The organism is Hymenobacter sp. BT559, from assembly GCF_016427535.1.
GTDB lineage: Bacteria > Bacteroidota > Bacteroidia > Cytophagales > Hymenobacteraceae > Hymenobacter.
The window spans coordinates 561,737-576,521 of the sequence record NZ_JAELXV010000003.1 but is presented as its reverse complement, the minus strand read 5'-3'; the positions used below and the strand labels follow the sequence as shown (position 1 = coordinate 576,521).

Here is a 14,785-nt window from a genome sequence, read left to right as displayed (position 1 = left end):
TAATACTATACTAGGCAGCGTAGGCTTTGCAGGCCTCTACGCACTCGCGGCAGGCCTGGGCGCACTGCTGGCAGTGGTCGTGCTGGTGCTTACCGCACTCATCGGCGCACTTCTGGCAAATTTCGATGCACTCTTTGATAATGTGCTGGGCGTGGGGCGAATTGCGCGCAATGAAGGCCGAGGTGAGTCGACAGATGTCGGCGCAGTCGCGGTCGGTGCGGATGCAGGGCACCATCATCTGCACGTGGTCTTCGCTGAGGCAGGCGTCGGCGCAGTATTCGCAGGCGGCAATGCAGCGACCTAGGGCGTCGAGCAGGGAGCGGTAGTCGTTGGGAGCGTTTTTCATGCCAGTAGGGAAATAAAAGAGTATCAGCCACCAAGGCGCGGCTACTGCTTTGTACGCGCCCAAGCCAGCCTAGGCCGTACAAAGTAGAGGCGGCGGGCGTGCAGGATTTAGGCTTGCGCCCCGGCCGGACCTAATTCTGTACGCTGGCGGCCTCAACCTTATGGGCCGGCCGGGCAGCCATTAGCAGGGCAGGCACGTTAGATGAGTTCTTGACTAGCGCTCGTTTATGAAACTACCTGCTTACTTTTTGCTGGCTACTGGCCTGGCGGCTACCCCGGCCTTGGCCCAGCACCAACACCACGCTATGCCCGGCATGGCAACGCCCACCGACACCACCCACCACGCCGCTGGCAAGGGCCACCACATGCCGGGCATGAAAATGCCCAACGACAGCAGCCAGGCCGGCCACCATATGGCCGGTATGGACATGGGGGACATGAATATGAGCCACGCCTACTCGCGCAACCTGCCCATGAACCGCAACGGCTCGGGCACGGCCTGGCAGCCCGACCAGACGCCCATGTACATGTGGATGCAGCACAAGGGCCCCTGGATGCTGATGTACCATGGCAGCGCCTTTGGCCGCTACACCAACCAAAACTTTAACCACCGCGATGCCCGCGGCCACCGCAGCGCCGTGGACGGCCCCAACTGGTTTATGACCATGGCCCAGCGCCAAGTAGGCCAGCGCGGGTTACTGAACCTGAGCCTCATGATGAGCCTCGACCCGCTGACCGAAACGCGGGGCGGATACCCGCTGCTATTCCAGACAGGCGAGTCATATAAGGGCCAGCCACTCATCGACAAGCAGCACCCGCACGACTTGTTTTCGGGGCTGAGCGTGGCCTACACCTACGCGTTTTCGAAGGATATCGACCTGACCGCCTACCTAGGGTACCCCGGCGAGCCTACCATCGGGCCTACGGCCTTTATGCACCGTATTTCGGCCATGCCCAACCCCGATGCGCCGCTCTCGCACCACTGGACCGACGCCACGCACATTACCTATGGCGTGGCCAGCCTGGGGCTGCGCTACAAGCAGTTTAAGCTGGAAGGCAGCAACTTCACGGGCCGCGAGCCCAACCAGTACCGCTACGATTTTGACCGCCCTAGGGCCGACTCCTGGGCCGCCCGCCTCAACTGGAACCCGACCTCGGAACTGGCCTTGCAAGTAAGCCATGCCTTCATCAAAAGCCCCGAGGACCTGCACCCCGACGAAAACGTGCGCCGCACCACGGCCTCGGTGCTGCACAGCCGCACCTGGGGCGACCATCAGTTTATTGCCTCCTCGCTAGTGTGGGGCCTCAACCAGGGCCACGGCGCCCACGCTGAGCACGCCGTGCTGGCCGAAAGCAACCTCACGCTGGGCCGGCCCACCTTCTACGGCCGCTACGAGTGGGTGCAGAAAAGCTCGGAAGAGCTGGCCTACTACGTGCCCGGCCCCGCCGATATGCCGCTGGACTTGGTGTTTAACGTGCACGCCCTCACACTGGGCAGCAGCTACCGCCTTGCCAACCTAGGCGGCCCGCGCGGCCCTGAGCTGAGCGTGGGCGGCCAGATTACGGGCTATGCCATCCCTAGCACGCTGCAAAACGACCAGCGCGGGCGCGGCTTTGCGCAGCAGCTGGGCTACGGCAAGCTACCGCTCTCTGCCTCGGTGTACGTGCGCCTCACGGCGCCCTGGATGCAGATGGGCCGTATGTAGGCGCCAGTTATTTTACGCTACGCAGGCAACCCTTCGGGTTAAAAGCTGCTCTAGGCTAGTACCTTGGCACCTCTCCTTTCCCTGCGTAGCTTATGAAAACCTGCTGGCTCTTTTCGGCCGCCTCCCTCCTACTGCTCACCACGTTGCCGGGCCGCGCCCAGGCGCCCGCTGCGCTCAACCTGAGCATGGAGCAGCTAAACCACCAAACCCATCGGCCCACTGGCTGGCTGCCGGGTGTCCGGACAGGGGCGCCCGCCGCGTTTACCAATGGTTACCAGGCAGTGGCCGACTCGGTGGTGCACCACGGCGGGCGCTACGCCCTGCGCATCCAGTCTACGGGCCAACCGCGCACTGAGGGCGAGTTTGGGGCCGCCAGCTTGCATATACCCGCCACGTTTAAAGGCAGTACCATCAAACTAACGGGCTTTCTCAAAACCGACCAAGTGCAGAATGGTGCCGCGGGCCTTTGGCTGCGCGTAGATGGCCCCGATGGCTCGCTGGCCTTCGACAACATGGCCAAGCGCCCGGTACCCAGCACTGCCGACTGGCAAGAATACAGCATCACGCTGCCACTTGCCGATGAAGCGCGTACCATTTATTTCGGCGGTCTGCTCTCAACCACCGGCACGCTGTGGCTCGACGACCTGACGCTGACTGTGGACGACAAGCCGCTGGCGCAGGCCCCGCCAAAGGCTATTCACTATTTTAAGGCAGAGCAGGATACGGCCTTTCGCCGGGGCTCGGGCCTGGTGCTCGATAATCTCAGCCCACAGCAGCTCGATAACCTGGCCGTGTTGGGCCGGGTCTGGGGCTTTGTCAAATACTACCACCCCGCCGTGGCGCGCGGCGACTACAACCTTGATGCTGAACTGCTGCGCGTACTACCCAAAATACTAGCTGCCAAGAACCTAGGCGCCCGTAGTGAAGTATTGAGCGCTTGGCTCACAAGCCTAGGTCCCGTGCCGGCCTGCCGCACCTGCCGCGAGCCCGGCGCCAAGGATGTGCGCCTGCAGCCCGACCTAGCTTGGCTCACCGACAAAACCCAGCTCAGCCCCGCTCTGAGCCAGCAACTGACGTACCTGCGCCAAAATCGTAACCAGGGTCCCCACTACTATATCGGCGCCGCGCCGAACATTGGCAACCCGCTTTTCCTGCACGAAGAAACTTACGCCAGCCAGGAAACGCCCGATGCGGGCCTGCGCCTAGTGGGGCTGTTTCGGTACTGGAACATGATTGCCTATTTCTTCCCGTATCGCTATGCCATTGGCGAAGATTGGCAGCGCGTGCTGCCCGAGTTTATCCCCAAGTTTGTGGCCGCCCGCACCGCCGAGCAGTACCAGCTCACAGCGCTGGCGCTCATTGCCCGCATCCACGACACGCACGCCAATGTTTTCAGCGGCAAGGCCTTGACCGCCTACAAAGGCACGCTCTACGCGCCTTTGTGGCTGCGCTTTGTGGAGGGCCAAGCCACAGTAGCGGGCTACTACGATGCGACCCTAGGAGCCGCTACTACCCTCAAGCCAGGCGATGTAATCGTGCAGGTAGATGGCAAGCCGGTAGCCGAAATAGTGAAAGCGCGCCAGCCCATCACGCCCGCTTCCAACGAGCCCACCCAGCTGCGCAACACGGCCAACGACCTATTGCGCGGCGCCACCCCACAAGTAGCCCTAGTAGTGCGGCGCGATGGCCGCGAGTTCCCGGTTACGGTAGAGCGCGTGCCCGCCAGCAAGCTTAACCTAGCGATGAACTACGGCACTCCCGACCCCAAAGCCTCAGCCTGGAAAATGCTGCCCGGCAACATCGGCTACCTGGCCCTAGGTACCATCCGCAACGCCGACCTACCGCAGCTGATGGCCGAGGCCAAAGACACGAAGGGGCTCGTTATCGACATCCGCAACTACCCTTCGGAATTCGTAGTCTTCTCGCTCTCCAAGTACTTGCTCGACAAGCCCGCGGAGTTTGTGATTTTCAGTGAGCCCCAGGTTACGTATCCTGGTTTGTTTACACGCACCCCGTCCATCAAGGTAGCGCCCGGCCCCGGCCGCGCCTACCCTGGCAAGGTTGTGATTCTGGTAAATGAGCTTTCGCAAAGCCAGGCCGAATACACTACCATGGCCCTGCGCACCGCCCCTCGCGCTACCGTGATGGGCAGCACTACGGCCGGGGCCGATGGCAACGTGTCGTATATCGTGCTGCCTGGCAATGTGCGCACCGCCATTAGCGGCCTCGGCGTGTACTACCCCGACGGCCGCGAAACCCAGCGCGTGGGCATCGTACCCGATGTGGAAGTCAAGCCCACCATCAAGGGTATTAGTGAGGGGCGCGACGAGGTGTTGGAAAAGGCCGTGCAGCTGATAAAGGCGGGGTAGCGCGTCTACGAGGCGGGGCCAAGTGCTTTGTAATGCTGACGGCCGCCCAGCGATGAAGCCGGGGTCGGGATGGGGCGCAGGTGCCAGTACCTTGCGCCCTCATCCCGTCCCCGGCTTCATCGCTGCTACCAATGGTTTTAGAAGTACAACACCTAACCAAGTCTTTCGGGCCCAAACCCGTGCTGCGCGACGTGAGCCTGACCGCCGAAACCGGCGCTTGCGTGGGCGTAGTGGGCCGCAACGGCGCGGGCAAAAGCACGCTCTTCAACCTGCTCACCAACATCCTGCTGCCCGACAGCGGCCAGATACTCCTCGACGGCCAGCCGCTGGGCGATACCTTTCCGGTGGCAGTGAAGCGGCGCATGGGCGCGCTCGTCAACCAAGCGTACTTGGTGGAGCAGCTTACGCCCGAGGAGTACTTGCAGTTTGTGGCCCGCATCTACGGGCTGCCCGATGCGCAGCCGCACATCGAGAGCCTGCTGGCTCACTTGCTCGAAGACTATCCTACAGTGCGCCACAAGCGCCTAGGGTCGTTTTCGACAGGCATGAAGCAGAAAGTGGCCATTGCCTCGTGCCTGCTGCACCGGCCCGAGCTGCTAATACTAGATGAGCCGTTCAACGGCCTCGACGTGTTTTCGGCCACTAGCGTGCTGTCGTTGCTGAATAGCTACCGGCCGCAGGCGCTCACGTTTGTGTCGTCGCACAACCTGGCCCACATCGAGCAGGTAGCCACGCACTTGCTGGTGATAGACGACAACGAGGTGAAGTATTGGGGCACCCTGCCCGATTTTTTGCACGGCGAGCGCGCTGTGCTTGGTGATGCGCTGCTCCAGCTCATTCGGCCCACTCCTACCGCTACTACCCAAGACCTGTCATGGCTAACTACGCAACGCTAGGCCACTACCTGCCCTACCTGCTGGGCCGCCGCCTGCGGGCCGTGGTGTGGCCGCCCGACGGCGGCGAGCGCGCGCTGGCGTTGTTCCTGCTCGGCATTATGGCGCTCTACGGCGTGGGCTTTGGCTTCATGCTCAATCACCAAACCCAGCGCGGTATAGCCGGGGTGTTTCCCAAAATGCTGGTGGCGCTGAACGCCGCTTGGCTGGTGTCGACGCTGCTGGTCGATTTTCTGCCTACCCTGCGGCCCATCACGCGGCCCCTGCCCGAGCACTTCCCGGTGTCGGAGCGCCAGAACGTGGTCACGGCTTTCTTGCTCGACCTGATAACCCTGCGCCGCCTCATGCTAGTGCTAGGCCTGCTGCTAGCGCTGCTGGTAGCGCCGCGCCACGCGCTGGTGCCGGGCTTTAGCCTGCTGCTAATACTGGGCGCCACGGTCTTGAGCTTCAACGTGCGCCTGCTCGTGACCCTAGGGCGCTGGCGGCACCCGCTGCTGGCGGCCAACCTACTCAGCCTGGGCCTAATGGGCTGGTGGCTGGCCGTGCCCGCGGCACCCTACGCCGCGGCGCTGGGCGTGAGCATGGCGCTGCTACCCTGGCTGGTGGGTGCGGCGCAGCTCTACTGGCTGGCGCCGTATTTCAGCGCCCGCTACCTGCCGGCGGCTACGGCTACTACGGCTCCTAACACCACGCTGGCTCGCCTGCCGCTAGAGTGGAAGGTATACCTACGCAAAGTATGGCTGCCGCTAACGGTGGGCTTAGTATTCAAGGCCATTTTACTGAGTGTCACGGGCCTGGCTATGATAAAAAACGGCAAGGTTACCAACCCCGGCTTATTTTACCTAGGGCTACTGCCCATTGTGAGCTTCACCTACGTCAACAACAATCTTTTTGCCTACCTAGGTAGCCTCACGGCCAACGAACTGATTCGCCTGGGCCTCACGCGCCGGCTATTGGCGCTGTATCTGCGCCTGGTGCTACCCGTGCTGCTGGCCGACTGCCTGCTGGCGGTAGTGTTCGTGCTAGCCTTGTTTCCGACGTCGTTATGGCACATGTTGGGGCTATTGCCCCTAGCGGGCGCGGCCTTGCTCAGCGTAGGGCTGTGGGCCAGCCTGCACCACGCCAAGCCGGTTATCAAAGCTATTGACTTTGCTAACATGCGCAACAATACCTCCGGAGCCATGAGTGCAACTAGCATTGGAATAGGCGCGGCCTTATACTTTACGCCGTGGTGGTGGGTCCGCATCGCGCTGGCGCTGCTGGTGGCTGCTTCGGCGGCGTGGCCCTTGCGCCAGGTGCTGCGCAATGATGGGGCACTGCGCCGCAAGCTGTTGAAGGGTATTGGGGCATGAGGTGGCGGCAGCTAGTTCACATTTTGTGCACCGTGTGCTTGGGTATTTTGTGCGCGCAAAGCATCTTTCAGGCCACTCGAGGTCTAGACGACTTAGCTAGTTTCACTGGCCAACTCTCGTCGATGGAATCAGCTGCAGCAAGTACGTTGTCTTTTGTTTCCGCTCTCCACCTATCGTACTAGGACTAGATTTGGGCACAAACAGTCAGGCAGCACAGCAACTTGTCGCGCAGCTACAAGTAGGCGACACGCTAACCATTCACTATGACGCAGCCGGCACATTATTTCACCAAGAGCCTAATACACTAGCTTATCAAGTGGATATCGTGGGCAAGAGAACGATTTATTCTCTGGCTCAAATGCACTACCAGTATTGGCTTCAAGCGGCGATTTATGGTTTAGTAATGTTAGTTTTCTTGGCCAGTACGCCGGCTAGGAGCCGCAAGTAAAATTGTGCCGTTGAGCTGCACCATACGTCCTATGTCAACTTTCCCGACCCAATATTCTACGCTTTCGGCTGGCGCGCTGGCCACCCACGTCAGCACCGAATATGGCTTGCCGGGCCTGCGGGGGCGCTACTTGCTGCGTGGCGTCAGCGACACGTACCTGCTCGAAAATGAGCATGCCAAGTATATTCTTAAAGTGTACCGGGCGGCGCACTGCACCCAGGCCGAGCTAGCCGCCGAGGTAGAATTACTCACGTATCTGCAGGCGCACGGCGCCCCGGTGGCGGCGCCGCTGCCGGCTCGCAACGGCGCTTTTTTGCTACCCCTGGCGGCGGCCGAGGGCGAGCGCTACGGCGTGCTTTTCACCTTCGCGCCGGGCCGGGTAGTCATGGACCTTAGCGATGACCAGCTGCGCACGGTGGGCCGCGAAATGGCCCGGCTGCATAACCTCACCGCTGGCCTAACGCTGCAGCACCTGCGCCCCAGCTACGACCTCGATACCACGCTGCGCCAGCCCCTGCGTGCCCTGGAGCCCGCCTTCCGCGACTACCCCGAGGGTTATGCCGAGCTGCAGAAAATAGTAAATCAGACTATTACCAAGCTAATGCGCACCGACACGTCGGCTTTTAGCCATGGGTACTGCCACTACGATTTCCTACCTAAGAACTTTCACTTCGACGCCGAGGACCGACTCACATTCTTCGATTTTGACTTTGCCGGGCCCGGCTACCTGGTCAATGATATCATGACTTTCTTCGTGCACTACTTCCTGCATCGTCTGTTGCAGGGCGTCACGGAGGCCGAGGCCGAGCGGGCCTTTGCCGTATTTGTGGCTGGTTACCGCGAGGTGCGCCCGCTGGCCGATGCTGAGCTGGCCGCCATTCCGTACCTAGGCGTAGGCTTCTGGCTTTTTTATTTCGAGTTTGCTTATCGCAACTTCGACGACTGGTCGAACACCTTCTTTGGCCCGCGCTACCTGCGCGAGCGCGTGGGCTGGATAAAACAGTGGGCGGCGTGGTACTGCGATTTTAGCGCGTGACCATGCCCACGTAATCGGACGGGCATGAATCTACCTTTCGGCAAAAAACTAGTCAGCAAACTGAAGCTCCCACGTCTACCAGCCAGCGCAGTACCATTGCTGCGTCTTCACGCCAGGTAGGCTGGCCCAACATGGCGTGGCTGCGGCCGGGCAGTTCTCGGTAATCAATGATGGACTGCGCGTGCCGGTAGCGCCGGAAGTTGGCTCGGTTGAGGGCGGCGGGCATGATGCGGTCGGCGCCGCCGGCCACAAACAGTAGCGGCGCGTGCGGCCGCCGAAAATCGACGCGGGCCTGGCTACTAAGCGCCCCGCGAATCAACTTTTTCGACTCCGGCGCGGCTAGGTTCTCGTAGGAGGACTGCTGGTCGGTCAGCGGTAGACCATTGGCGATGGCGTACTGCCACTGCGCGAAGGTGGGCAAAAAGGTAGTTTTCAGCGACGAAAGGAGCCCTAGCATGGGCAATACCGAGCGAAAAAGCGACCAGCTCCACACTGCTACGCCCCGCGGTGGCGCCGACTCGATGGCCACGCCCGCGGCCACCGTTCCTTGCTGCAGCAGGAGCTGCACTAGCAGTCCTCCGTAAGAATGCCCGATAACAATAGGGCTAGCTGGCAGCTGCGCAATAAAATCAGTGTACACCTTCAATACATCGGCTAGTCCGTTTTGGGCAATGGACGAATGCGGATGCTGGCGGCGCAGTGCCGCAGCTGGGGCCGCTTTGTGGGGCCAGTCGGGCACATAGCAAACATAGCCTTGGCTTTCAAAAAAGCTTTTCCAATTATTCCAACAATTGCTGGTGACGGAAGCGCCCGTGATGAAAACGATAATAGGCGCGGTGGGCGAGGATGACATAGACATTAAGCTGCTTATTAGCATTATTGGCCAGCCCGAGCAATTGCGCTGCCTGGCACATCGGCCCACAGCAATAGCGCTTCCGACAGCGGGTTCACGTCGAGGTTCACCAGCCGCACGCCGTAGCGCAGCTCGTCGCCCTCCCTAATAGTGCGGCTGCCGAGGCTGATGACGCGCCGCAGCCGCTGGGCATTGCGGTAGTCACCTAGGGCCACCGCATCGGCAAAGGCGAAGGCCGTGGCCGGAATACCGTAGCCCAGGATAAGCGGGCCGCTATCGATGTTGCCCGCGCCAGTTTCGTAGCTGTTGGCAAACTCGCTGTACAACCGCAGCACGCCTAGGTTGGTGCTGTGATGTTGCTGATATAAAGCATATTGCTGCCGGGCGAAATCCGAATCGACCTGCGCTAAAAACCAGATGCTCCAGCCCAGGTGAGAGCCCCTAGGTTCTTCGCTGGGCCGGCCGGCGGCGTCTACCATCGAAGCCAGCAGGCCGGTGGCAGGGTCGAGCCACTCGTGCCGAGCCCGCGCTACCCAGCGGTGGCCCGTGGCGGCGTAGTTGTTACCCGTGAGGCGGCTATGCAGCGCCAGCGAAGCCAGGGCTACGGTATTGTCGGGCAGCCAGCGCCGGTGTGGGTACGAGGGTAGGTTGCCGCTGGGCTCCTGCTGGAAGCGGGCAGCCAGCGCGGCCGAAAGGCTGTCGTGTAAGTGGCGATAAGGCGAGTGGGGCGACAGCTGCCGGTGGCAGCCCAGCATCAGGTTGAGGTGCCCTAGGTACAGCACCGAGCTAGGTAGCGCAGCCGTGGCATGCTCGGCCGGTATGTCTAAATTAAAGGGCTGCCGCAGTGGGGCAGTCAGCGCAACTTCTATGGCTTGGCCGATGGTAGCCGCAGCCTCCGCCCGTAAATCGGGCCGCTGGGCCGCCAGGTTGGCCAGCGCATACGTGCTGAAGGAGAGTGTAAAAAGCCCCCATTCGGGACTCATTGCCGTTAGCCTACCTAGGGTTGTTGGCGGGGTTGTTCCTTCCTGAATTACGCGCTCTAAGTAATTCAGCCGCAAGCGCACCTCGGGGCGGCTAGGCGGCTGGTAGGTAGGCCAGCTGCCGCCTACCCATAGCAGTACTCCCACTATTATCGCTAGCCGGCCCCACCGCACCCGCGTGCTCCAATGTCGTTTTGGCTTCATCTAGCCTCCTTGGCTTCTACGCTTTTGTACATCAAAAAGCCCCTGCGCTTCCAACGAAACACAGGGGCTTTCATGATTTTCAGTTCAGTTTACACTAGGCCGTTGGCTACCAGATACTCGGCAATTTGCACGGCATTGGTGGCGGCGCCTTTGCGCAGGTTGTCAGCCACAATCCACATGTTAAGGGTGTTGGGCTGGGTGTCGTCGCGGCGCAGGCGGCCCACCAGCACAGCGTCGCGGCCGTGGCTATCTTTGGGCATGGGGTAGTTGTTGTTTTGCACGTCGTCTACTAGCTCCACGCCGTCCGTCTGGCGCAGCACGTCGCGCACCTCGTCGAGGTCAAAATCCTGCGCAAACTCCACATTCACCGACTCGGAGTGGCCGCCCATGACGGGCACGCGCACGCAAGTAGCAGTGACACGGATGCTGTCGTCGCTCATGATTTTCTTGGTCTCGTTCACCATTTTCAGCTCCTCCTTGGTGTAGCCGTTCGGCTGAAACACGTCGATGTGGGGCAGCACGTTCAGGTCGATGGGGTGGGCGTAGGCGGGGTTGCTGGCCGGCTGGCCGGCGCGCTCCTCCATCAGTTGGTCCACGGCTTTTTTGCCGGTGCCGGTCACGCTCTGGTAGGTGCTCACCACAATGCGCTCAGCCTTGTACTTTTTGTGCAAGTCGTTAAGCGCTACCACCATCTGAATAGTCGAGCAGTTGGGGTTGGCGATAATTTTATCGTCCTTGGTCAGCTCGTGGGCGTTCACCTCGGGCACTACCAGCTTCTTGCTGGGGTCCATGCGCCAGGCCGACGAGTTATCGACTACCACGGTGCCGACCTCGGCAAACTTGGGCGCGAACTCCAGCGACACGCCGCCGCCGGCCGAGAAAATGGCAATGGCCGGGCGCGCCGTGATGGCGTCTTCCATGCTCACCACAGGGTAGTCTTTGCCTTGGAAATGAACCAGCTGGCCCACCGATTTGGCCGAGGCCACGGGCAGCAATTCAGTAACCGGAAACTGGCGCTCGGCGAGCACCTTCAGCATTTCGGTGCCCACCAGCCCGGTGGCACCCACAACGGCAATTTTCATGAGGGTAACAGTTAGTCAGCACGTTAAACGGGCGGCGTCGCGCCGGCCGGTGCGGGGCAAATGTCGGGATAAAAGTGGTTAGCTGGTGAGTTGCCGGGTTTGGAAATCAGCCTTAGGTAGTTGCGGCCCTAGGTGGCGCAAACTATTCGCCACGCAGGCCAGCCAAAGTTGCAGATTAACCGTTGAGGTTTTAGAAGAAATAGTAGCTGTTATACTGCACTCTGCTCGGCAGGACAGCTATTATTTCTCGCCAAGCTATTTACTCACTCCATCACCAAACCAGCCAACTACTTATGGCCATTCAGCCAAAGACCAAGGGCCTCTCGCACGTAGCCCTGCGCACTTCCGATTTTGCCCGCGCCAAGGCGTTTTATCACGACCTGCTAGGCTTGCCAATCGCCCTCGAAACGCCCGAGATACTGGGCTTCCAGGTCGGCTCCTTGTTCCTCGGCTTCAAAAAAGCGGAGCCAACGTACCCCGGCGGCGGCACCTTCACGCCCTTCAATGTAGGCCTCGACCACATTGCCATTGCCTGCGAAGACGAGGCCGAACTGCACCGCGTAGCCGACGCCTTGCAGGCGGCCGGCGTCGAAAATACGGGTATAAAAACGGATACTGTTCAACCCAAGCAGTACGTGGCTTTTAAGGACCCCGACCGCATTCAGTGGGAGTTTTATATGGCTTAAGCACGAGTGAATAGGATGAAGACAAGCGAGCAATCTAACTGTTAAACAGTCAGATTGCTCGCTTGCCTTTTTTCAGCAGCTTATCGAAATGACTTTCGCCAATTTGGCGTTGCCGTTTGGCTGCTAGGAATTTATTTAGGGTTATCTATCTAGGTGACCCTATTAATGAAGTACTTATTATTTCTATTTTTCCTGTTGCCGCTGGCGGCCTTCGCGCAGCTCGCCGAGACGTTTGCCGACGGCAACTTCACGCAGAACCCTACCTGGAGCGGCGACGCGGCCAGCTTCAGCGTGGCCAGCCAAGTGCTGCAAAGCAACGGCCCCGCTACCACGGGCACCCAGCTGCAGCTAGCCACACCTTGCCAAGCCAGTACCGGCACCACCTGGGAGTTTTGGGCTAACCTGAAGTTGGCCACTTCTTCGGGCAACCTAGCCGATGTGTGGCTGCTGGCCTCGCAGGCTGACCTCAAAAGCCCTGCCACTAAAGGCTACTTCGTGCGCCTGGGCGGCACCGACGACGAAGTAAGCCTCTTTCGCAAGGACTCGGCCAAGGCGGCCGTCTTGGTTATTGATGGCCAAAACGGCACCCTAGGCTCCTCAACCAACAACGTGGTGCGCGTGCGCGTAACGCGCTCGCTGCAAGGCCAGTGGAAGCTAGAGCGCGATCTAGGCGGCGGCCGCAATTTTATGGCTGAGGCCAGCCAACCTATCGACAACACGCACCAGCGCAGTGCCGTGGTGGGCGTGTCGCTGCTGTATTCGGCGGCCAACAGCAAGAACTTTTACTTCGACGACTTTAACGTGACCGATGCCACGGCGCCGCTGCTCACGCGGGCCGCGCCGCTCGACGCCCGCACAGTTGATGTAGTGTTCAACGAAGCTGTGGACCCCGCCGCGGCCGCGCAGCCGGACCGCTACCGGCTGGCTACGGGCGCGGTGCCTACTACGGCCCAGGTATCGGCCCTGAACCCCGCCGTGGTGCGCCTCACCTTCGGGCAGGATTTCGCCAGTAGGAATACCCTAGAAGTGCGCCAACTAGCTGACCCCTACGGCAACGTGGCCGCTGAGCCGCTCACGGCTACGTTTGGCGGGGTGCCGGTGGCGCCTAGGATAGGCGAGCTGCTCATTACCGAGATTATGGCCCGCGAAACGCCCGCCGTGGGCCTGCCGGCGTCGGAGTTTGTGGAGATTTACAATAACACCGCCAGCAAAATTTTGAGTTTGCGAGGCGTGCGCCTGCTGAAGACTGGTAGCTCGACCGCCACCGCGCTGCCCGACACCGCCCAGCTGCTGCCGGGCCAGTACGCCGTAGTGTGCGGCACCACTCGCGCTGCGCAGTTCGCGCCGTATGGTAAGGTATACGGGGTCAGCAACTTCCCGGCGCTCAGCAACACTGGCGACCAGCTCGTGCTGCGCGGCCGCACGGGCACTACCCTCTTCGAAGTGGCTTATACCGACGACTGGTATCGCGACCAACGCAAGAAAAACGGCGGCTGGACTCTCGAAATGCGCGACCCCAGTACCTACTGCGGCGGTACCGACAACTGGCAGGCCAGCCAAGATGCCAGCGGCGGCACCCCCGCCCGCCGCAACAGCGTGGCCACTGCCAGCCCCGACCGCACACCCCCTACCCTGCTGCGCGCTGTCGCGCTGACAGCCAGCACCGTGCGCCTGCACTTCGGCGAAAAGTTAGACAGCACCGCGGCAGCCAATCTAGCCTTATATACCCTGCAAAGTAGCGCAGGTACGGCCCTAGGTGTGCGCCAGGCTGCGCCCGTAGGACCTGACTTCCGGGCTGTAGACTTGCTCCTAGGTGCCTCCTTGCAGCCCAGCCAGCCGGTAACCGTGGCCGTGACTCGCGCCACCGACTGCGCCGGCAATGCCAGCGGCGCGCTGGCCTCGGCAGGCTTTGCGCTGCCCGAGGCGGCGCTGCCCGGCGACTTGGTAGTGAACGAGATACTGTTCAACCATCGCTCGGGCGGGGTGTATTTTGTGGAGCTGCTTAACCGCTCGGCGCGCTACCTCAACCTACAAGGCTACCAACTGGCTACGCAGAAAGCTACCGGCCTAGGTACCTGCATTATCAGCCCCGCGGCGGCCTACGTGCTGGCGCCGGGCCAGCTGGTAGCGCTCACCAGCGACCCTGGCATTTTGCAGGCGCAGTACCCGACTAGCAGCGACGCGGCGGCGCTGCTGGCCGTGGCGGGCTTTCCGGCCCTCGACAACAGCGCGGGCACGGTGTACCTCTACGATGCAACCAGCCAAGAGCTTGACCACTACGCCTACGACAAAAGCCAGCAATTGCCGCTGCTGAGCACCCAGGCTGGCGTGAGCTTGGAACGCATTAGGGCGGCGGGGCCTAGCTTAGCGAGCAATTTCCACTCGGCGGCCAGCACAGTGGGCTACGCCACGCCCGGCCGCCTCAACTCGCAGACCCAAGATGCCGCCGGGGGCGGCCAGGAGCTGACGCTCACGCCCGAGCTGTTTACGCCCGACGATGATGGCCAGCAAGATTTTACGACTCTGACCTACGAGCTCGACCAGCCCGGCTACGTAGGCTCCGTGACGGTGTACGATGCCCTAGGTCGCCTCACGCGCCGCCTGCTGCGCAATGAGAGCCTACCCACCACCGGCACCGTGCAGTGGGATGGCACCGACGACAATGGCCGCAAGGCCGCCGTGGGTTACTACATCATTCACGTCGAGCTGTTTAGGCCCAGTGGTGGCGAGCGCCGCGAATACAAGAAAACAGTGGTGGTTGGCGCCCGGTTATAGCTCAGCTAAAACCTATTTAGTGCGGAGTTTAAAATATAAGCTCCGCATTTCTGTCT

The 14,785-nt window shown here is 61.1% G+C and carries 11 protein-coding genes; 7 read left to right on the top strand and 4 right to left on the bottom strand.

Annotation, left to right across the window (positions count from 1 at the left end; translation table 11 throughout):
• Positions 1-10: 10 nt before the first annotated feature.
• Positions 11-346: a four-helix bundle copper-binding protein gene (locus tag JAO77_RS13190; protein ID WP_198990834.1), complete on the bottom strand. Its 336-nt coding sequence runs from the start codon at positions 344-346 to the stop codon at positions 11-13.
• A gap of 226 nt (positions 347-572) precedes the next feature.
• Here JAO77_RS13190 and JAO77_RS13185 point away from each other — a divergent pair, with 226 nt between their 5' ends.
• The 5 genes from JAO77_RS13185 to JAO77_RS13165 all read left to right on the top strand — a co-directional run bounded on the left by JAO77_RS13185 (position 573) and on the right by JAO77_RS13165 (position 8,149).
• Positions 573-2,051 carry a hypothetical protein gene (locus JAO77_RS13185; protein ID WP_198990833.1) on the top strand — a complete coding sequence of 493 codons (1,479 nt, stop codon included), beginning with the start codon at positions 573-575 and terminating at the stop codon, positions 2,049-2,051.
• A 92-nt stretch (positions 2,052-2,143) separates the two neighbouring features.
• Positions 2,144-4,420: a S41 family peptidase gene (locus JAO77_RS13180; RefSeq protein ID WP_198990832.1), complete on the top strand. Its 2,277-nt coding sequence runs from the start codon at positions 2,144-2,146 to the stop codon at positions 4,418-4,420.
• Between the two features lie 131 nt (positions 4,421-4,551).
• Positions 4,552-5,316, top strand: coding sequence for an ABC transporter ATP-binding protein (locus tag JAO77_RS13175; RefSeq protein WP_198990831.1), 765 nt, complete (start codon positions 4,552-4,554; stop codon positions 5,314-5,316).
• Positions 5,295-6,665, top strand: coding sequence for a hypothetical protein (locus JAO77_RS13170; RefSeq protein WP_198990830.1), 1,371 nt, complete (start codon positions 5,295-5,297; stop codon positions 6,663-6,665). The genes JAO77_RS13175 and JAO77_RS13170 overlap by 22 nt, the downstream gene beginning before the upstream one ends.
• 479 nt (positions 6,666-7,144) lie before the next feature.
• Positions 7,145-8,149, top strand: a complete 1,005-nt coding sequence (locus JAO77_RS13165; RefSeq protein ID WP_198990829.1) for a phosphotransferase enzyme family protein — start codon at positions 7,145-7,147, stop codon at positions 8,147-8,149.
• Positions 8,150-8,201: 52 nt separating this feature from the next.
• On the opposite strand, the gene JAO77_RS13160 is transcribed toward JAO77_RS13165, so the two are convergent.
• The 3 genes from JAO77_RS13160 to JAO77_RS13150 form a co-directional block, all read right to left on the bottom strand.
• The gene (locus JAO77_RS13160) at positions 8,202-9,002 is read right to left on the bottom strand and encodes an alpha/beta hydrolase (RefSeq protein WP_198990828.1); all 801 of its coding nucleotides are present in this window, start codon (positions 9,000-9,002) and stop codon (positions 8,202-8,204) included.
• Between the two features lie 23 nt (positions 9,003-9,025).
• Entirely contained in the window at positions 9,026-10,186 is a 1,161-nt protein-coding gene (locus JAO77_RS13155; protein WP_198990827.1) for a hypothetical protein, read from the bottom strand.
• Between the two features lie 89 nt (positions 10,187-10,275).
• Positions 10,276-11,268, bottom strand: coding sequence for an aspartate-semialdehyde dehydrogenase (locus tag JAO77_RS13150; protein ID WP_198990826.1), 993 nt, complete (start codon positions 11,266-11,268; stop codon positions 10,276-10,278).
• A gap of 293 nt (positions 11,269-11,561) precedes the next feature.
• Here JAO77_RS13150 and JAO77_RS13145 point away from each other — a divergent pair, with 293 nt between their 5' ends.
• Together JAO77_RS13145 and JAO77_RS13140 are read left to right on the top strand one after the other, a co-directional pair.
• A complete protein-coding gene (locus JAO77_RS13145) occupies positions 11,562-11,954 on the top strand; it encodes a VOC family protein (RefSeq protein WP_198990825.1) in 393 nt (130 codons plus the stop codon).
• Positions 11,955-12,119: 165 nt separating this feature from the next.
• Positions 12,120-14,729 (top strand): lamin tail domain-containing protein, encoded by a 2,610-nt coding sequence (locus JAO77_RS13140; RefSeq protein ID WP_198990824.1) that lies wholly within the window; start codon positions 12,120-12,122, stop codon positions 14,727-14,729.
• Positions 14,730-14,785 lie beyond the last annotated feature (56 nt).

Excerpts from the sequence above, each read along its gene's own strand:
- JAO77_RS13145 (WP_198990825.1), top strand. The coding sequence starts at position 11,562 with ATGGCCATTCAGCCAAAGACCAAGGGCCTCTCGCACGTAGCCCTGCGC.
- JAO77_RS13155 (WP_198990827.1), bottom strand. The coding sequence starts at position 10,186 with ATGAAGCCAAAACGACATTGGAGCACGCGGGTGCGGTGGGGCCGGCTA.
- JAO77_RS13175 (WP_198990831.1), top strand. The coding sequence starts at position 4,552 with ATGGTTTTAGAAGTACAACACCTAACCAAGTCTTTCGGGCCCAAACCC.
- JAO77_RS13185 (WP_198990833.1), top strand. The coding sequence starts at position 573 with ATGAAACTACCTGCTTACTTTTTGCTGGCTACTGGCCTGGCGGCTACC.
- JAO77_RS13160 (WP_198990828.1), bottom strand. The coding sequence starts at position 9,002 with ATGTCATCCTCGCCCACCGCGCCTATTATCGTTTTCATCACGGGCGCT.
- JAO77_RS13150 (WP_198990826.1), bottom strand. The coding sequence starts at position 11,268 with ATGAAAATTGCCGTTGTGGGTGCCACCGGGCTGGTGGGCACCGAAATG.
- JAO77_RS13165 (WP_198990829.1), top strand. The coding sequence starts at position 7,145 with ATGTCAACTTTCCCGACCCAATATTCTACGCTTTCGGCTGGCGCGCTG.
- JAO77_RS13140 (WP_198990824.1), top strand. The coding sequence starts at position 12,120 with ATGAAGTACTTATTATTTCTATTTTTCCTGTTGCCGCTGGCGGCCTTC.
- JAO77_RS13170 (WP_198990830.1), top strand. The coding sequence starts at position 5,295 with ATGGCTAACTACGCAACGCTAGGCCACTACCTGCCCTACCTGCTGGGC.
- JAO77_RS13190 (WP_198990834.1), bottom strand. The coding sequence starts at position 346 with ATGAAAAACGCTCCCAACGACTACCGCTCCCTGCTCGACGCCCTAGGT.
- JAO77_RS13180 (WP_198990832.1), top strand. The coding sequence starts at position 2,144 with ATGAAAACCTGCTGGCTCTTTTCGGCCGCCTCCCTCCTACTGCTCACC.